The 16,948-nt window shown below is 68.4% G+C and carries 20 protein-coding genes; 5 read left to right on the forward strand and 15 right to left on the reverse strand.

Annotation, left to right across the window (positions count from 1 at the left end; genetic code table 11):
* Positions 1-97 precede the first annotated feature (97 nt).
* From ABZ004_RS26660 to ABZ004_RS26685, 6 genes are all read right to left on the reverse strand, one after another.
* Positions 98-301 carry a hypothetical protein gene (locus ABZ004_RS26660; protein ID WP_355683785.1) on the reverse strand — a complete coding sequence of 68 codons (204 nt, stop codon included), beginning with the start codon at positions 299-301 and terminating at the stop codon, positions 98-100.
* Between the two features lie 8 nt (positions 302-309).
* Complete coding sequence (locus ABZ004_RS26665; RefSeq protein WP_355683786.1) at positions 310-1,224, reverse strand: SPFH domain-containing protein; 915 nt, start codon at positions 1,222-1,224, stop codon at positions 310-312.
* A 94-nt stretch (positions 1,225-1,318) separates the two neighbouring features.
* On the reverse strand, positions 1,319-2,002 hold the full coding sequence (locus tag ABZ004_RS26670) for an aminotransferase class IV (protein WP_355683787.1): 684 nt from the start codon (positions 2,000-2,002) through the stop codon (positions 1,319-1,321).
* 11 nt (positions 2,003-2,013) lie between these two features.
* Positions 2,014-3,366, reverse strand: coding sequence for an aminodeoxychorismate synthase component I (gene pabB / locus ABZ004_RS26675; protein WP_355683788.1), 1,353 nt, complete (start codon positions 3,364-3,366; stop codon positions 2,014-2,016).
* Between the two features lie 68 nt (positions 3,367-3,434).
* Positions 3,435-4,211 carry a methyltransferase domain-containing protein gene (locus ABZ004_RS26680; protein WP_355683789.1) on the reverse strand — a complete coding sequence of 259 codons (777 nt, stop codon included), beginning with the start codon at positions 4,209-4,211 and terminating at the stop codon, positions 3,435-3,437.
* A 118-nt stretch (positions 4,212-4,329) separates the two neighbouring features.
* A complete protein-coding gene (locus tag ABZ004_RS26685; RefSeq protein WP_355683790.1) occupies positions 4,330-5,034 on the reverse strand; it encodes a metal-dependent transcriptional regulator in 705 nt (234 codons plus the stop codon).
* Positions 5,035-5,139: 105 nt separating this feature from the next.
* On the opposite strand from ABZ004_RS26685, the gene ABZ004_RS26690 reads away from it, so the two are divergent.
* Positions 5,140-6,471 (forward strand): deoxyribodipyrimidine photo-lyase, encoded by a 1,332-nt coding sequence (locus ABZ004_RS26690; protein WP_355683791.1) that lies wholly within the window; start codon positions 5,140-5,142, stop codon positions 6,469-6,471.
* On the opposite strand, the gene ABZ004_RS26695 is transcribed toward ABZ004_RS26690, so the two are convergent.
* Positions 6,437-6,931, reverse strand: a complete 495-nt coding sequence (locus ABZ004_RS26695; protein ID WP_355683792.1) for a GNAT family N-acetyltransferase — start codon at positions 6,929-6,931, stop codon at positions 6,437-6,439. The two genes, ABZ004_RS26690 and ABZ004_RS26695, sit on opposite strands and share 35 nt — an antisense overlap.
* Positions 6,932-7,024: 93 nt before the next feature.
* Here ABZ004_RS26695 and ABZ004_RS26700 point away from each other — a divergent pair, with 93 nt between their 5' ends.
* From ABZ004_RS26700 to ABZ004_RS26710, 3 genes are read left to right on the forward strand one after another with little or no spacing between them, the layout of a single operon-like run.
* The gene (locus ABZ004_RS26700; RefSeq protein ID WP_355683793.1) at positions 7,025-7,417 is read left to right on the forward strand and encodes a GntR family transcriptional regulator; all 393 of its coding nucleotides are present in this window, start codon (positions 7,025-7,027) and stop codon (positions 7,415-7,417) included.
* Entirely contained in the window at positions 7,414-8,307 is an 894-nt protein-coding gene (locus tag ABZ004_RS26705) for an ABC transporter ATP-binding protein (RefSeq protein WP_355683794.1), read from the forward strand. The genes ABZ004_RS26700 and ABZ004_RS26705 overlap by 4 nt, the downstream gene beginning before the upstream one ends.
* Positions 8,304-9,356, forward strand: coding sequence for an ABC transporter permease subunit (locus ABZ004_RS26710; RefSeq protein ID WP_355683795.1), 1,053 nt, complete (start codon positions 8,304-8,306; stop codon positions 9,354-9,356). Before ABZ004_RS26705 ends, ABZ004_RS26710 begins: the two co-directional genes overlap by 4 nt.
* Here the strand turns inward: ABZ004_RS26710 and ABZ004_RS26715 are convergent.
* The 3 genes from ABZ004_RS26715 to ABZ004_RS26725 all read right to left on the reverse strand — a co-directional run bounded on the left by ABZ004_RS26715 (position 9,322) and on the right by ABZ004_RS26725 (position 11,860).
* Complete coding sequence (locus tag ABZ004_RS26715) at positions 9,322-10,587, reverse strand: APC family permease (RefSeq protein WP_355683796.1); 1,266 nt, start codon at positions 10,585-10,587, stop codon at positions 9,322-9,324. The two genes, ABZ004_RS26710 and ABZ004_RS26715, sit on opposite strands and share 35 nt — an antisense overlap.
* Positions 10,588-10,681: 94 nt before the next feature.
* Positions 10,682-11,215, reverse strand: a complete 534-nt coding sequence (locus ABZ004_RS26720) for a hypothetical protein (protein WP_355683797.1) — start codon at positions 11,213-11,215, stop codon at positions 10,682-10,684.
* A gap of 84 nt (positions 11,216-11,299) precedes the next feature.
* Positions 11,300-11,860, reverse strand: coding sequence for a TetR family transcriptional regulator (locus ABZ004_RS26725; RefSeq protein WP_355683798.1), 561 nt, complete (start codon positions 11,858-11,860; stop codon positions 11,300-11,302).
* Between the two features lie 85 nt (positions 11,861-11,945).
* Here ABZ004_RS26725 and ABZ004_RS26730 point away from each other — a divergent pair, with 85 nt between their 5' ends.
* Positions 11,946-12,200 carry a hypothetical protein gene (locus tag ABZ004_RS26730; RefSeq protein ID WP_355683799.1) on the forward strand — a complete coding sequence of 85 codons (255 nt, stop codon included), beginning with the start codon at positions 11,946-11,948 and terminating at the stop codon, positions 12,198-12,200.
* A 14-nt stretch (positions 12,201-12,214) separates the two neighbouring features.
* Here ABZ004_RS26730 and ABZ004_RS26735 read toward each other — a convergent pair whose 3' ends face one another.
* The 5 genes from ABZ004_RS26735 to ABZ004_RS26755 all read right to left on the reverse strand — a co-directional run bounded on the left by ABZ004_RS26735 (position 12,215) and on the right by ABZ004_RS26755 (position 16,810).
* Positions 12,215-13,051, reverse strand: a complete 837-nt coding sequence (locus ABZ004_RS26735) for a class II fructose-bisphosphate aldolase (RefSeq protein ID WP_355683800.1) — start codon at positions 13,049-13,051, stop codon at positions 12,215-12,217.
* Between the two features lie 19 nt (positions 13,052-13,070).
* A complete protein-coding gene (locus ABZ004_RS26740; protein ID WP_355683801.1) occupies positions 13,071-13,994 on the reverse strand; it encodes a hexose kinase in 924 nt (307 codons plus the stop codon).
* On the reverse strand, positions 13,982-15,112 hold the full coding sequence (gene nagA / locus ABZ004_RS26745) for an N-acetylglucosamine-6-phosphate deacetylase (RefSeq protein WP_355683802.1): 1,131 nt from the start codon (positions 15,110-15,112) through the stop codon (positions 13,982-13,984). The genes ABZ004_RS26740 and nagA overlap by 13 nt, the downstream gene beginning before the upstream one ends.
* On the reverse strand, positions 15,109-16,077 hold the full coding sequence (locus tag ABZ004_RS26750; RefSeq protein WP_355683803.1) for an ROK family protein: 969 nt from the start codon (positions 16,075-16,077) through the stop codon (positions 15,109-15,111). Before ABZ004_RS26750 ends, nagA begins: the two co-directional genes overlap by 4 nt.
* A gap of 100 nt (positions 16,078-16,177) precedes the next feature.
* Positions 16,178-16,810, reverse strand: a complete 633-nt coding sequence (locus ABZ004_RS26755; protein ID WP_355683804.1) for a TetR family transcriptional regulator — start codon at positions 16,808-16,810, stop codon at positions 16,178-16,180.
* Between the last annotated feature and the right edge of the window lie 138 nt (positions 16,811-16,948).

Consider the following 16,948-nt stretch of genomic DNA (forward strand, 5'->3'; position numbering starts at 1 on the left):
TCCCTCCTGCTCGGCTCTTGGTTCTTCGGTTCGTAGGTTCATTACTTGACCAACGAACCGTAGCACCCCGAGAGTGGGTCAGGTCAAGCAGTGCGGGTCAGGCCTCGTCCTTACGGGGCCGGCCCTGGGGGCGCATCTTGCCGGCCGTCGACGGGAGCCGGCCGGCCTCGGCGAGCGCGCGGCGGAGCAGGAACTCGATCTGGGCGTTCGTACTCCGGAGGTCGTCGGCGGCCCAGCGGGCCAGGGCATCGTGGACCGCTGGGTCGAGCCGGAGCAGGAGCTGCTTACGTTCGGAAGGCACCGGCTAGCTCACTGGTAGAGGCAACCGGCGTTGACCACCGGCTGGGCGTCACGGTCGCCACAGAGCACCACCATCAGATTGCTGACCATGGTCGCCTTGCGCTCCTCGTCCAGCTCCACGACGTTCCGCTCGGACAGCTTCTCCAGCGCCATCTCGACCATGCCGACGGCACCTTCGACGATCTGGCTGCGCGCGGCGACGACGGCACCGGCCTGCTGGCGACGGAGCATCGCCTGGGCGATCTCGGGCGCGTAGGCCAGATGCGTGATCCGCGACTCGATCACGTGTACGCCGGCCGCGTGCACCCGGGCGCCGATCTCGGTGGAGAGCGTCTCGGTGATCACGTCCGTGCTGTCCCGCAAGGACAATCCACCGTCCGGGTTGTGCACGTCGTACGGGTAGCTGTTGGCGATGTGCCGGACCGCGGTCTCGGTCTGGATCGCCACGAACTCGACGAAGTCGTCCACCTCGAACCGGGCCTGCGCAGTATCCTCGACCTGCCAGACCACGACCGCGGCGATCTCGATCGGGTTGCCGTCGGCATCGTTGACCTTGGCAACGGCCGTCTCGTGGTTGCGGATCCGGGTGGAGATCTCGGTCCGGATCGAGATCGGGTTCACCCAGCGCAGACCGTCGGTGCGGATCGTGCCGGAGTACCGACCGAGGACCTGCAGCACCCGGGCCCGTCCGGGCGAGACCGGGGTCAGGCCGGCGGAGACGATCAACCCGGCGACGAACAGCACCACTGCGACGATGACCAGGGCGATGTGCTCACCATTCAGCCCGACGGCGAACAGCGCGATCCCGGCCGCCAGCAACACCAGCGTCACCCCGAGCAGCGGCCACCCGTTCAGATCGCCGGCCGACCGCTCGGTCACCTTCGGCTTCGGCATCTCCACCATCACATCTGCATCCGCGCTCATCGTTCGTCTCCTTCGTGGGGTATCTAGCACGAAGGTAGCATAGTGATATCAGTTTTTGGCAAGACCTAGTGAACTTCGGACTCAGGCCACTAGTTCAGATCGGGCGGGCAAGGCCTTCCAGCTGGGACTGCCAAGCAGTGGCAAGAGAGCCAGGGAGCGGATCGATGGGCCCGTGGTTCCAGGCATGGACGGGGCGGATGCCGTGGAGTGCGTTCACCAGCCAGGTCTCGTACGCCGTGAGCTCGTCGGCCGTCCGGGCCCGTTCCTCGACCGCGACGCCTTGGGACGACGCCACCTCACGGAGCAGCCGAGCGGTCACCGACGGGAGGAACCGGCGGTCGGCAGGCGGCAAGCAGAGGGTGTCGTCCTCCCACCAGGCCAACGCCGAGTACGCCGCCTCGAGCGCGACGCCGTCGGTGTCGACGATCAGCACCTCGTCGGCCGCGAAGTCCGCGAACGCCTTCGCCTTCACCTCACCCAACGCCTCGAGGTCGGGCCCCTTGACAAAAGGTGAGGTCCGCGGATCGGGTCCGGTGTGGATCGCGACCCGGATCCGCCCGCCGGTCGACGGCGCCGGGCGCACCTGGAGAGCAGGCCCGTCGGAGGTCAGCTCGAAGCGCGGGAACCATCGCCCGAAGGTCGGGATGCGGGACAACGACCCGTCCCAGAACTCCCCCGCTCCCGCGAACCCCGCAGCAGCACAGGAACCGGCGAACCGCTCCCGGTGCAGGTCGAGACCACGAACCTTGCCGCCGGCAACCAGGAAAGAATCCGCCACCAGTAAAGCGTTCACGAGACCCTACCGATCGTAGCCGTTGCCTTGAGCACCATTTCGTCGTACTCCGCGGCCGGATCCGAGTCGAGCACGATCGCCCCACCCGCCCCGACCACGGTGCCGTCGGGCGTGAGCACCGCCGTGCGGATCACCACGCTCAGATCCGCGCGGCCGTCCAGCGTGAGATAACCGAGCACTCCGGAATAGACGCCCCGAGCGCTCCATTCCAGCGAGTCGAGCAGTTCCATCGTCGCGATCTTCGGCGCCCCGGTCATCGAACCCGGCGGAAAACAAGCCCGTACTGCGTCCAGCGCGTCGACGTCGGGCCGAAGCCGGCCGCGCACTGTCGTCACCAGTTGGTGCACCGTCCGGTAGCTCTCGACCACCATCAACTGCGGCACCTGGACAGTGCCCGGCACACTCACCCGACCGAGGTCGTTGCGGATCAGGTCCACGATCATCAGGTTCTCGGCGCGGGTCTTCTCGTCCTCAGCCAGCGCCTTGGCGGCAAGCTCGTCCTGCGCGGCGTCGTCCAGGCGCGAGGCGGTCCCCTTGATCGGGCGGCACTCGGCCCAGCCGTCCGCATCCACGGTCAGGAAACGCTCGGGCGACGAGCTGGCCACCGCGAGTTCGCCGTACCGGAGGAAGGCCGAGTACGGCGCCGGGTTCTGCTCGCGTTGCCAGAGATAGAACTCGAGCGGGTCCTCCACCGCGGGCAGCCGCACCCTGTTGGTCAGGCACACCTCGTACGTCCGACCAGCTTCCAAGGCAGCCATGCACGCGCCGATCCCGGCCAGATAGGTCGCGCGATCCTGTTCGAGATGGGCCTCGAGATCCATCGACGCGATCGACGGGGCCTGCCGCCCGCTCATCCACCAGGACGAGGTCGACGACTCGAGCCAGGCGGCCGCCGACGGCGAGCCCGGTTCGTCGACCGCCACCAGATAGCTGAGCTCGCGGTCGTGATCGATGACGACGAAGCGATCCGCCCAGATCCACAACGCATCCGGGGTCGGGGCTTCATGGACCGCCGCTCCCCCGGTCAGCGCTTTGAGCTCGTAGCCGAAGTACCCGACGTACCCACCCGGGAAGACGTCCGCCAACTCCGCCGGTACTGCGCCCAGCCGTGCCCGTTTGGCGGCGAGCAACTCCTGTAACTCGGCGAACACGTCACCGTCAGCCACGTCCCGTACGACGACCTCGGCGCCGGCCGACGTCCCGAGGACCGAGACCCGCCGGGGGGCCCGGTCGGTCAGACTCCCGTCGAGCCAGAAGGCGACCGGTTCGTCCGCCAGCAGTTCGCGGTAGACCGTCTCCCCGTCGAGGGCGTGATCCACCGACCGAACCGACCAGACCAGAGCAGCCACACGAGAACCGTACCTACCCGCGGCGTCAGCTACCCCGGCCGCCCAATCTCCGGAAGGCGCGACGAGACTCAGGACAGGGCGAGCTTGGTGCGCATCGCAGTGATCCGGCGGACCGGGATGGCGACCTCGAGCCCGTCCGGCTTGGTTTCAGCCCGCTCGGTAAGCCAGGCGGCTGCGGTCTCACGCCGCGCATCGGAGCCGCCGGGCAGGTAGAGGGCGCCGACCAAGCGACGGGCGTCGTCGATCGAGCGGACGGTGTACGCGTAACGCTCGCGCTGACTCTCCAGCACGTCGAAACCGGCGCCGTTGAGCAGAGCGCGCAGGCCGGTGATCTCGCCACCGGCCGGGAACTGCGGTGTCGATCGCAGTCGCGTGGTCAGCCCGCTGAGCGTGCGGATGTCGCCCCGGCGCAACGGCCGGACGGCCGGGACGGTTGCCGCCAGCACGCCTCCCCGCCGCAGTACGCGCGCCGCTTCGGCCAGGACGTCGGGGAGCGGCTGGAGGACCATCAGGCCCATCGAGCAGGTGACGACGTCGAAGGCTTCGTTCGCGAACGGCAGGTGCAGGGCGTCCGCCTGCACCTTCGGACCGGGCGAACCGCTGAGCTGCACCGAGTTGTTGTCGACGCCGACCACCCAGCGGCCGTACAGCTCGCGGGCGACCGGACCGTTGCCACAGGCCAGATCGAGGATCCGGCGGGACTCCGCGGAGACAGCGCGAACCAGCCATCGGTACGGCGTGTGGTCGCCCGACACAGCGCGGGACAGCAGGGCTTCGGTACTGCCCGGGGTCGCGGTGTGGAACTGCCGCAGGTATCCGGGCCAGTCGATCTCGTTCTCAGGCATCGCCGTCAGACGTTACTGCCTGATCACACGCAGTACACCATCGAGCGCAACCCCTTAATGCAGCTCTGAACTAAAACGAAGTGCAAAGACAAGGGAACGAAGGAAAGGGTGGGGGGCGTTATACGACGCTTACGAAGATGTGTCCCGCGGTCTCGTCGCTGATCACGCCGCCGGCTTCGCGGCTGCCGACCAGGACACCTTCGGCGTCGAGCATCGAGTCGACCTCGCGGCCGGGCAGCGCGCCCGCGCGCCGCAGTACGGCCATCGCACCGTCGTCGGTCTGCACCGGCTCGGCGATCCGCCGGACCAGCACCCGGACGCTCTCGCCGGTCGCCTGGTCGAGCACCTTGTCCAACGGCTCCACGCCGAACCGGAACTCGCCGATCTCGGTCGCCGCGGTGTCCTTGATCAGCTCCTCCAGACCCGGGATCGGGTTGCCGTACGGCGACTCGGTCGGGTTGTCCAGGATCTTCAGCAGCCGCAGCTCGACCGCGTCGCTCATCACGTGTTCCCAGCGGCAGGCCTCCGCGTGCACGTCCTCCCACTCCAGCCCGATGACGTCGACCAGCAGCCGCTCGGCCAGCCGGTGCTTGCGCATCACCCGGGTCGCCTGCATCCGGCCGACCGCGGTGAGCTCCAGGTGCCGGTCGCCCTCGACCGTGACCAGGCCGTCGCGCTCCATCCGGGCCACCGTCTGGCTGACCGTCGGGCCGGATTGGTGGAGCCGTTCGGCGATCCGCGCGCGCAGCGGCAGGATGCCTTCTTCTTCCAGCTCGTAGACGGTCCGCAGGTACATCTCGGTGGTATCGATCAGCTCGCTCACGACAACCATTCTCACTCACGTAGGCAAGCCTTACCCAATCGCCCACGCCAGCGGCCACCGCCGTTCAAGTGCCCTCGAAAGTTGTGCATCGGCCAGGATGAGCCGATGGGGTCTGCGGTGATGTGGTTCCGGCGTGATCTGCGGCTGGCCGACAATCCGGCGCTGCTCGACGCGGTGGCGGCCGGCGACGGCCGGGTGCTGGCCTTGTTCGTCCTCGATTCCGCCCTGTGGGACAAAGCCGGATCGCCGCGGCAGGAGCAGTTGGCCGCTTCCTTGCGCAGCCTCTCCGACTCGATCGGTGGCAACCTCGTCGTACGGCATGGTGATCCGGCGACGGTGCTGCCGGCGCTCGCCCGCGAGATCGGCGCCGCAAGCGTCCACATCGCGGCCGACTACGGCCCGTACGGCGGACGCCGCGACTCCGCCGTCGCCGAGGCGCTCGATTGCCCGCTCGTCAGCACCGGATCCCCGTACGCCGTTGCGCCCGGCCGGGTGCTGACGAGGCAGGGCACGTCGTACCAGGTCTTCACCCCGTACTACGGGGCGTGGCGCGACCACGGCTGGCGGCAACCGGTCGCTGCACCGACCGGCGTCGAGTGGATCGGGTTGAAAAGCGAGGCTCTGCCGGAGAGCACCGCGGAAGCAGGAGAAGAGGTCGCGCGGAAGCGTTGGCAGGAGTATCTCGGCGACATCGCGGCGTACGACGACGAGCGGGATCGGCCGGATCTGGATTCCACCTCGCGGATGTCGATCCCGTTGAAGTACGGGGAGATCCATCCGCGCACGATGCTGGCCGATCTCGCAGCGAAGCGGAGTGCCGGCGCCACGGCGTACCAGCGGGAACTCGCCTGGCGGGAGTTCTGCGCCGATCTGCTCGCCCGGTATCCGGAGGCTGCGTGGAAGCCGTTGCGGCCGGAGTTCGAGCGGATGGCGTACGACGAACCGGGCGACGGTTTCGATGCCTGGTGCAACGGGTTGACCGGGTACCCGATCGTCGACGCGGGGATGCGGGAGCTGGCCGCCACCGGGTTCATGCACAACCGGGTCCGGATGGTGGTCGCGTCGTTCCTGGTCAAGGACCTGCAGGTGCACTGGAAGTACGGCGCGCGTTGGTTCATGAAGCAGTTGCGGGACGGGGATCTCGCATCGAATTCGCTGAACTGGCAGTGGGTTGCGGGGTGTGGTGCCGACGCGTCGCCGTACTTCCGAATCTTCAATCCGACCACGCAGGGGCTCAAGTTCGATCCCGAGGCTGCCTACGTCCGCAGGTGGGTTCCCGAGTTGCGCGACCTGGCCGGCAAGGCGGCACACGAGCCGTGGAAGTACGACGTACCGGGGTACCCGGCGCGGATCGTCGACCACGGTGCGGCGCGGGAGGAATCGCTGCGCCGTTATGCAGCGATCAAAGGAACAGCGCCAGACCGAGATCGTTCATGAGTTCGCCGTCGATGGTGAACTCGGCTGTCCGGCGGGACTCCACGACGTAGCCGTGCTTGGCGTAGAGCCGTTGCGCCTCGTCGTTGACGGCGAAGACGTTGAGGCTGATCTTGCGAGCGCCTTGGCGCTCGCCCTCGGCCTTGATCGCGTTCAGCAGGGCTGAGCCGACGCCACGGCGGCGCGCGGTCTGCGCGACGGCGAGGCCGCCGACGGTCAGTACGCCGGCTCCTTCGGGGAACGGGTATTTGTTCGTCAACCGGGCGAAACCGACGATCTCCTCGCTGTCCGTGGCAACGAGCACGTTCTCCGGCCGGCACCGCTCGGTGAAGAACGATTCCTTCTCGGCGACCCGGAACGAGGGGAAGCCCGACCGCGAGTCGAACGCGGTCCGCTCCAGCGCGATCAACGTGTCGCTGTCTGCCTCGACAGCCTTCCGGACGGTCACCTCTGACTCAGTCACAGCGGAATCCTCCCTCAGTTGGGGATCACCACTTGACGACTGGCCCGGAGCGCAGCGTATTGTGCTAGTTAACTAGATGAATGGAGTAACGCGATGATCGAGTTCCATCTCGACGAGCGGTCGGGCGTCTCGCCGTACCAGCAGATCGTCCAGCAGGTCCGCAACGCGCTCCGGCTGGGGCTGTTGCGCGTCGGCGACCGGCTGCCGACGGTCAAAGAGGTGGTCGGTCAGCTCGCGATCAACCCCAACACCGTGCTGAAGGCCTATCGCGAGCTCGAACACGAAGGGCTGGTCCAGGCCAAGCAGGGGGTCGGGACGTTCGTCACCCAGACCCTGGCGGACACGTCGTTGGCCGCCCACGGACCGCTGCGGCAGGACCTGCAGCGCTGGCTCACCAAGGCCCGCCGGGCCGGCCTCGACGACGAGAGCATCGAGGCACTTTTCTCGGCCACCTTTCGCACCGCCGCCCAGGAGGAGATAGCGTGAACACGGTTCTGCAGGCCCACGGGCTGGGCAAGAAGTACGGGCGGCGCTGGGCGTTGTCCGATTGCACCCTCGACGTCCCGGCCGGCCGCGTCGTCGGCCTGGTCGGCCCCAACGGCGCCGGTAAGAGCACGCTGCTCAACCTCGCGGTCGGCCTGCTCACGCCGACCAGCGGCAGCGTCGAAGTACTGGGCGCCCCGGCCGGTACGTCGCAACGCGCACAGGTCGGCTTCGTCGCCCAGGACACCCCGACGTACAACCGGCTGAGTGTGGCCGACCACCTGCGCCTCGGCGCCCGGCTCAACCCGGGCTGGGACGACTCGCTCGCGCAGGCCCGGATCAAGCGGCTCGGCTATGACCTGAAACAGCGGGCCGGCCGGCTGTCCGGCGGCCAGCGCGCGCAACTCGCGCTCACCCTGGGCATCGCGAAACGCCCCGAGCTGCTGATCCTCGATGAGCCGGTCGCGTCGCTCGATCCACTGGCCCGGCGGGAGTTCCTGCAGGACCTGATGGAGGCCGTCGCCGAGCAGGAGATAAGCGTCGTGCTGTCGTCCCACCTGGTCTCCGACGTCGAGCGGTCCTGCGACTACCTCGTCGTACTGGTCGATTCCAGGGTCCAGGTCAGCGGCGACATCGAGACGCTGCTGGCGACCCACTACCGGCTCACCGGCCCGCGGCGCGACGAGAAGACGCTGCCCGCGGCCCAGCACGTGATCACGGCCAGCCACACGGATCGCCAGTCCACGCTGCTGATCCGGACCGACGAGCCGATCCTCGATCCCGCCTGGGCCGTCAGCAGGCTCTCCCTCGAAGACCTCGTGCTGGCCTACATGGGCCGCAACGTCGCACCTGAAGAGAACAACCACCGTCCGGTCCTGGAGGTCCAAAGATGATCTGGCTGACCTGGCGTCAGTTCCGCCTGCAGGCATCGGTGATCGCCGCCGCGGTCATCGTGATCGGCTTCGTGTTGCTGCTGACCGGGCCCGGCATGTTGCACGACTATCAGTTGAACAAGTCCGCCTTCCTCGAGCAACTCTCGTTCCAGCACTGGAACCTCCGCCTGTATGCCATCGGCATGATCGCGGTGTACGCCGCTCCGCCGGTGATCGGCGCCTTCTGGGGCGCGCCGTTGATCGCCCGCGAACTGGAGGCCGGGACGCACCGCCTGGTCTGGACCCAGAGCATCAGCCGGGCCCGCTGGCTGCTCACCAAGCTGGTGGTCAGTGGCGTGTCCGCGGTGGCCCTCACCGGTCTGCTCAGCCTGGCAGTGACCCGGTGGTCCGACCCGATCGACGACGCGGTCGGCAGTGGCGCCGACACCAACTCGTTCGTGCCGCGACTCTGGCCGTCGGTGTTCGCCGGCCGCGGCATCGTTCCGATCGGCTACACGGCCTTCGCGTTCACCCTCGGCATCGCGATCGGCCTGATCGTCCGCCGGAGCCTGGTCGCGGTCGCGCTGACCCTGGCCGTGGTCATCGCAGTGCAGATCTTCTCGCCGATCCTGCTGAGGCCGCATCTGGTCAGCCCGTCGACGGCCACCACGATCGTGACCGACGACAACATGCGGGGGCTCCAGATCGATGGGTCGGCGGCAAATCCTCAGGTGAAAGGCCTCGAGGTCAAGATGGACGGACCAGGCGACTGGAAACTGGCCGACCAGACGGTGAACTCCGCCGGGAAGGTCCAGAAGCTGCTGCCCGCTTGGTTCGGAGCCTGTGTTCCGCGACCTCCGGGCCCGGGCGGAACGGAGCGGGAGTCAACGAACGAGTCGCTGGCGTCCTGTTTCACCCGGTTGGCGGACGAGGGTTACCGGCAGAAGATCACCTACATTCCTGCCAGCCGGTTCTGGGATCTGCAGTGGCGCGAGACCGGCGTCTTCCTGGTCTTGGCGTTTGCCCTGGCCGGCTTCAGCTTCTGGCGGATCCGCCGCGACCTGACCTGACCAGCAACGCGACAACCAGTACGCCGGCCGCGGTCGCCGCCGAGGCGATCGGCAGGGTGAAAGCCAGGACGACACAACCGAGCAAGCCGACGATGTTGACCACCCGGGACCAGCGACGCTGGTCCCGGGGCTGCGTGAAAGCGGCCGCGTTGGCGACCGCGTAGTACAACAGGACACCGAACGACGAGAAGCCGATCACGCCGCGCAGGTCGGTGGTCAGCACCAGGACTCCGACGACCACGGCGAGCGCTACCTCGGCATGATGTGGGACCCGGTAGCGCGGATGAACGGCGGCGAGCCAGCTGGGGAGGTCGCCGTTGCGGGCCATCGCCAAGGTGGTGCGGCCGATGCCGGCGATCAGGGCGAGCAACGCTCCTAGGCTGGCTAGTGCGGCGCCGATCCGGACGATGGAAACCGCCCAGGCGGCGTCCGCAGTACTGACTGCTGTTGCGAGCGGTGCGGCGGAGGATGCGAGGCCGTCGGCGCCGACTGTGCTGAGCAGGGTCAGGCCGATGAGTGCATAGATGCCTACGGCAACGAGTAGTGCGATGAAGACGGCTCGGGGGATGATCCGTGCCGGGTCGCGGACCTCCTCGCCCATCGTCGCGATTCTTGCGTAGCCGGCGAAGGCGAAGAAGAGTAGGCCGGCCGCTTGGAGAACTCCGTAGACGCTTGTCCCACCTGGCCAGACCGATGGGAACCGATGCGGACCGGTCGAGGTTTGGACGAGGATCAGGACGAGTGCGAGGACGGCCAGCGAACAGGCGACGATGATCCGGGTGAGGCGAGCCGTCCGGGTCACTCCTCGGTAGTTGACGGCGGCCAGCAGGAGCACCGCTGCCAACGCGACTCCTCGGCGGAGCCAACCGGGGTCCGGTACTACGTACGTCGCGAAGGTGAGCGCCATCGCGGCGCATGAGGCGGTCTTGCCGATCACGAAACAGCAGCCGGCCAGGAAGCCGAGGGTGGGAGAAAGCCGTTCCCTGCCGTAGATGTAGGCGCCACCCGACACCGGGTAGACCGCGGCCAACTGGGCCGAAGAAGCCGCGTTGCAGTAGGCAACAATCCCGGCGATCACCAGCCCGGCCAGCAGTCCGGCCCCCGCGGCCCGGGCAGCAGGCGCCCAGACCGCGAACACCCCGGCCCCCACCATCGACCCGACCCCGATCACCACCGCATCCGCCAACCCCAACCCCCGCACCAACCCAGGCTGGCTCGCCTCCGGCTTCACCGCAGCACCCCCGGCGCCCTCACGAGCGGCGCCCCGGCCGCCCTCACGAGCGGGCGCCCAACGGGCGCCCGGCGCGAGCTTCCCCACCTCGGGTTCATGGCTGCGGATCGCCTGCCCTCATGGCGGCGGCGATCTTTTGTTCGGCTTCTTCGGCGGCTTCCTTCGGGAGTTCCGGCATCAGGTCTGCCCAGAGGGGGAGCATTTCGCGGCGGGCTTCGAGCATGCCGAGCGGGCGCGGGTAGAACCAGACGTGGAAGTGGGACGAACCGTCACCCCAGCGGTAGACATGAACGCGTGCGATGTCGCCGAGCGCCAGGATGGCCCGTTCGATCCGCGCGACCACGCCGCCGTAGCTCGCGGCGACCCGCTCCGGCAGATCGGCGAACGAGTCGTGGTGCTCGCGGGTGGTCAGCCAGACGATGCCCGGAATGGTGATCTCGGTCGCCCGGCACAGCACCCAGTCCTCGTTGCTCCACAGCGGCGGCCGATGTCCGGAGGCTTCCGGATCGGCGATCCAGGTGCAGAGTCCGCACGGGTCCCCGCCGGGCTCGCCGACGCGCGGCGGCTCGGGGATCACTCGCGGACCAGGGCTGAGCTTGGTGAGTGGTTCGGCGTACGGCAATGTCATGGCGATTCCCCTCGACGTGCTGGTCAGCTTCGACTCCCATGTAACACCGCTGTTGCAGGAATTGCAACAGGCATGTTGCACGGCTCAGGGGTCGACGAGGCCGCGCAGGGTCAGGTCCAGGGTCAGGCCGCGGACCCGCGACTTCGACCAGTGATGCCGGCCGCGCATGTGCACGTAGGTGAAGGCCGCACTCACGAGCAGCACCTCGGCGACATCGCTGATCCGCCCCCGGGGATGGAGCGAACCGTCGGCCGCGCCCTCCCGCAGGAAGCGCTCGAACGGGTCCAGGAAGGAGACCGAGCCGTTGCGCTCTTGCTCCCGATGGAAGATCAGGTCGGAGGAGAGCATCAGCGGAATATGCCGGTCGATCACGTCGAACAAGGCGGTCAGCGTGCGGACCAGGTTCTCTCTTCCGGTGCCGTGCGCGGCGAGCACCGGCCACATGGTGTCGCGATAGTCCTGCGCCAGATCATCGAGCAGGGCATTCAGCAGCGTCTCGACGGACAGGCCCTGGCGCCAGAGCGTGACGCGGGACCGGCCGACACGTTCCGCGACGCGTTCGAGCGTGACGCCGTTCCAGCCGTGCTCGGCGAGCACCTCGACGGTGGCCGCCCGCAGGGTCTGGTCCACCGCGGTTGCCGTCATCCCGATCGACTCCTCACCCCGAGTGCTCTTGTGAAACATGACCGTTGCATTGCAAGATGACTCTACCAACCGCCGAGGAGGATGCGTGGACAGCAGAACCGAGCTACGCCTGCGGCTCACTCCGCAGGAGCTGGCCGGCATCGCCGCGTTGACCGCCGGTGTGGCGGGCGTCAACGAGTCTGAGGTCTCGCAGGAGGACGCCGTGGTGGCAGCGATCGAGTTCGCGCTGACGCGGCTTATCGACGACTACGAGGTGCCGGACCCGAGCGCCCGAGAACAGGTGCAGCTCGCCCGCGACCAGCTCAGAGCCGGCTGGGTCCGCGGCAACTGCTCCCTCTGACCAGCCGAGTGGGATCAGATTGCCTTCAGGAGGGTTAGCAGGCGGGCGACCTCCGCGGCGACCGCCGTACGGGCTGGACCCAGGTATTTGCGGGTGTCGACCAAGGCCGGGTTGGCGGCGAGGGTTTCGCGGACCGAGGCGGTGAAGACGTTGTTGAGGTGAGTCGCGATGTTGACCTTCGTCATCCCCGCCTCGACCGCGCGGGTCAGGTCGTCGTCGGCGACACCCGAAGAACCGTGCAATACAAGGGGAACCGGTACGGCGGCGCGCAGCTCAGCGATCAGCGCGAAGTCGAGTTCAGCGGTGCGCTCGGTCATCGCATGGGACGAACCGACGGCGACCGCGAGGGCATCCACCCCGGTCGCTTGAGCGAAGGCGAGCGCCTCGTCCGGGCGGGTCCGGGCGCCGGGAGCGTGGACGCCGTCCTTGCCGCCGACCTCACCGATCTCCGCTTCGACGAAGACGCCGTGGTCGTGGCAGAAGGTCGTCACCTCGGTCGTAGCGGCGACATTGTCGGCGTACTCGAGCTTCGAGGCGTCGAACATCACCGAGGTGAAGCCGAGCGCCACCGCCTCGGCGACCAGGTCGCGATCCATCGCGTGATCGAGGTGAACCACCACCGGCACCGTCGCCGCCGAGGCAGCAGCCAGCGTCGCGACGCCGATCGGCTTGAGCGAACCGTGGTACTTCACCGCGTTCTCACTGATCTGCAGGATGACCGGCGCGCCGACCTGCTCGGCCCCGGCGATCAGCGCGGTCGCGTGCTCCAGCTGGATCACATTGAACGCGCCGACGCCCTTCCCCGCCTTCGCTGCACCCAGTACGACCTCGGCTCCGGAAACCAACGGCATCTTCTGACTCCCTTTGTTCTTAAAGGCTCTGTACGGCGACTTGCGGCAGCCACCGCTGGTACGCCGCGAGCTCGATGTCGCCGGCAACCGGTGTCAGGACCGCAGCAGCGGATGCGGCAACGGCCGACTTGAGTACTGCGGACCAGTCCGGCTGGGGTGTTTCGGCGACGGCGGCCGCCACGACCGCAGTACAGGCATCGCCGGCACCGGTCGGGTTGCCGGAGACTCGCTCGACCGGCAGCGCGCGCCAGGCGCCATGCTTGCTGGCAGCAACCATTCCGCGTGATCCGTCGGTGATGACAGCAGCTGTTGCGCCGACGGACACCAGTTGCCTTGCGCCCTCTTCGACCTCGATGTCGTTGCCGAGGGCTTCTTTCAGTTCAGCGGCGTTGGCGCGTACGACGGCGCCCGCCTTCGCCGCGGCCATCAGCGCTTCGCCGCCGGCGTCGATCACGGTGAGAACGTCGTGGTGCCGCGCGTGAACGGCGATCTCCGCGTACGCATCGGCCGGAAGATCCGGCGGCAGGCTACCCGAACAGGCCAGTACGCCGAGTCGCGCCCACGGCATCCGGTCGAGGAACGCGCGCCATTCGTCGTCCGAGACCGACGGCCCGGCTTCGTTGAAGATCGTCGCGTCGCCGTCGACACCGTTGACGATGGCAACAGTCCGGCGGGTCTCGCCGCGGATCGGAGTCAGCAGCGCCGTCAGTCCCGCATCGAACAGCTCTTCGGCGACCAGCTCACCGGTCACTCCGCCGACGAATCCGAGCGCGAGCACTTCATGCCCCAAGGTCGCGGCAACCCTCGCGACGTTGACACCTTTGCCACCGGCACGCTGCTTGATATCGGTGACCCGATGGCTGCCGCCGACCCTCAGCTCGGCGACGCCGTACGTGACGTCGAGCGCCAGGTTGAGGGTGACGGTCCCGATCAGTCCAGCCACGCGCCGGCCCGCATCACCTTGCGGACGGCGTACTCCTCGTCCAGAAGAACGAGGTCGGCCCGCTTGCCGGCCACGATACTGCCCACGTCGTACCAGCCGAACGCCTGCGCCGGTGTCCCCGATGCCATCCGCGATGCGTCGACCAATGAGGTCCCGGCCTTGACCGCATTGGCGAAGGCGACGTCCATCGTCAACGTGCTGCCCGCGATCGAATGGGTGCCGTGGGCAAGCGTCGCGAGCCCGTCCTCGACGTCCACCTCGAGGCTGCCGAGTTGGTACCGTCCGTTGGGCATCCCGGTCGCGACCATCGCGTCGGTGATGAGCGCGATCCGGTCGACCCCGGCTGCGGCGAGCGCGACCCGGACCACCTGCGGATCCAGGTGCATGCCGTCGTTGATCACTTCGAGCAGCAGGCGCGGATCGTTCAGCGCGGCGCCCACCGGACCTGGGTCGCGGTGGTGGAACGGCCGCATCCCGTTGAAGAGGTGGGTCGCCACCGTCGCGCCGGCATCCGCACCGCCGATCATCTGCTCGTACGTCGCGTCCGTGTGCCCGAGCGCCGCGACCGCGCCGGCGTCGACGACCTGGCGGATCGCATCCAGGCCGCTCGGCAGCTCCGGCGCGATCGTCACCATCTTCACCGCGTCGCTGAGCACCTTCGCGACGTCTTCCTTGACCGGGTCCCGGAGGAGTGTCGGCTCATGGGCTCCGCACCGGGCCTCCGACAGGAACGGGCCTTCGAGGTGAACGCCCGCGATCACGCCGTCGGTGATCAGCTCGGCCAGGCAGGCGGTCTGGTCGACGAGCTCGTCCAGCGGTCCGGTGACCAGGCTGGCCATCGTCGTCGTGGTGCCGTGCTTGGCGTGGAAGGCCGCGACCTTGCGGGCCTCCTCGGGATCAGTGGTCGAGTACGTCGAACCGCCGCCGCCGTGCGTGTGGATGTCGACGAAACCCGGAACGACCGTGACGTCGCCGAGGTCCTCGGGACGCTGCCCGTCGGCGGGCATCCCGTCGGACCGACGGCCGAGCGCGACGATGTCGCCGTCGACCACCTGGATCCAGGCGCCCTCATAGACCTCATCCGGCGTGACCAGTCGAGCCACCCGATACGTCGTCATACCGTCCCGTCCCCACTCTCGTCCTCGATGACGCTGTCCCAGGCCATCAGGGCGGCGCCTAGGCAGCCGGCTTCCTCGCCGAGTTCGGCGGCGACGATCTCCGGGCGTCGCTGGAACGTGAGTCGCGCGGCGACGCCCTCGCGCAGCGGTGCCAGCAGGGTCTCACCGGCCCCGACCAGACCGCCGCCGATCGCGATCCGGGTCGGCGCGACCAGCGTCGTGTAGAGCACCAGCGCATCGACCAACGCGGCCATGGCTTCTTTCCACACCGCCTCGGCATCAGGATCACCATCGGCCAGGAGTTCCAGCACCTCACGAGAGCCGTCGACGACGCGGCCCGTGCGTACGCCGTACCGTCTGGCCAGCGCTGCCGCCGAGGCGACCGTCTCGAGGCAACCCCATTGGCCGCAGGCGCAGAGCTCGGCGGCCTCGCCGTTGACGAATCTGGTGTGGCCGAGCTCCCCGGCGTACCCGTCGCCGCTGACCAGGGAACCGTCGACGACCATCGCCGCCGCGATCCCGGTGCCGAGCGGGAGGAAGAGCGAGTTCGTCGTACCGGTCAGGGCGCCCTGGCGGAGCTCGGCGTACCCGCCGGCCCGGACGTCGTGCGCGAGGACGACCCGCTGGTCGTGGCCGATCGCGGCACGGAGTTCCGCGAGCACCGGCGTACCGGCCCAGGCCAGGTTCTCGGCGCCCACGGTGCCGGTCTCGGCGTCGATGATGCCGGGCACCACGACACCGACCGCCCGGACCCGATGACCGTCGGCGGCGGCCTTCTGGCCGAGCTCGACGACGGTTTCGAGCAGGGCGTCGAGGACGGCGCGGCCGCCGTGCCCGGAGGCAGGCAGCGCCCGGGGAGTCGGCCTGGTCTCGCGGTGCAGCACGGCACCGTCGGCGGCGACCAGGCCGCACTTCATCCGGGTTCCACCGAGATCGACGGCAACCACGACTTCACAGGGCTCCACGGAGTGCCATTATGCAGCGTTACCCAGCGGTTCGAACATCCGTGAGCAATTTCTGGACACCGTGGGGACCTGGCCCGCCCGGCACGGCGCACGCGGTTGCTCAGGCGCGCAGTCCTCTGTCGAAAGCGGCGACCAGGAACGCGATCAGGTTCTCGGCCAGTTTGCCCGGATCCTCGGACTGGTCGGTCGGGTCCCCCGGCGGCCGGGCGAGCGCCTGCGACTGGTGCAGCGCGAGCAGGCCGAGCATGTTCACGTACCCGAAGGCGACCGACGACGGCGCGGCCCTCGGCAACGCGGCCTGCAGCGCCGTGAGATACCGCGCCTCGACCGGATCCGACTCGGCCGCATACAGCTCGCGGATCCGCTGGCTCGGGTCGAACGCGATCCGCCCGATGAACCTGGCGACCACCGGCCCGCGCTCGCCGCGGCGTAGTACGAGATCCAGCCCTGGTTCGACGAAGGCGCGGATCAGCTGCTCCGCTGTCGGCTGGCCCTTCGCCTCCAGCTGGTCGAGCCGGCGCCGGCGCTCGGTGTTCACCGGCGCCATCGCCCGGGCCACGGCGGCCCGGAGCAGCGCTTCCTTCGAGCCGAAGTGATAGTTCACCGCGGCGATATTGGCGGCTGCGGCGACCGTGATCGCCCGCAGCGAGGTTCCTTCGTAACCCCCTTCGCCGAACCTCTGCTCGGCGATGTTGAGCAGTCTCTCCCGGGTGGATTCCACGGGTGTTTCCACAGAGTTCTCCTTCCCCCCGGCTACTGCTCGCTCAGGCACCCCACCTGCTCACGCGCCGTAGCCTGCAGTCAGCATAGTTCAAACGGACGTTTGAATGAGAGTGGTCAGAGCAGTAAATCTGCAAAGATCCTCAGAATT

This window comes from Kribbella sp. NPDC006257 (genome assembly GCF_040613535.1).
Taxonomy (GTDB): Bacteria; Actinomycetota; Actinomycetes; order Propionibacteriales; family Kribbellaceae; genus Kribbella.

Coding starts and splice junctions, on each gene's coding strand:
- ABZ004_RS26665 (WP_355683786.1), bottom strand. CDS start 1,224: ATGAGCGCGGATGCAGATGTGATGGTGGAGATGCCGAAGCCGAAGGTG.
- ABZ004_RS26680 (WP_355683789.1), bottom strand. CDS start 4,211: ATGCCTGAGAACGAGATCGACTGGCCCGGATACCTGCGGCAGTTCCAC.
- ABZ004_RS26690 (WP_355683791.1), top strand. CDS start 5,140: ATGGGGTCTGCGGTGATGTGGTTCCGGCGTGATCTGCGGCTGGCCGAC.
- ABZ004_RS26700 (WP_355683793.1), top strand. CDS start 7,025: ATGATCGAGTTCCATCTCGACGAGCGGTCGGGCGTCTCGCCGTACCAG.
- ABZ004_RS26710 (WP_355683795.1), top strand. CDS start 8,304: ATGATCTGGCTGACCTGGCGTCAGTTCCGCCTGCAGGCATCGGTGATC.
- ABZ004_RS26720 (WP_355683797.1), bottom strand. CDS start 11,215: ATGACATTGCCGTACGCCGAACCACTCACCAAGCTCAGCCCTGGTCCG.
- ABZ004_RS26725 (WP_355683798.1), bottom strand. CDS start 11,860: ATGACGGCAACCGCGGTGGACCAGACCCTGCGGGCGGCCACCGTCGAG.
- ABZ004_RS26735 (WP_355683800.1), bottom strand. CDS start 13,051: ATGCCGTTGGTTTCCGGAGCCGAGGTCGTACTGGGTGCAGCGAAGGCG.
- nagA (WP_355683802.1), bottom strand. CDS start 15,112: ATGACGACGTATCGGGTGGCTCGACTGGTCACGCCGGATGAGGTCTAT.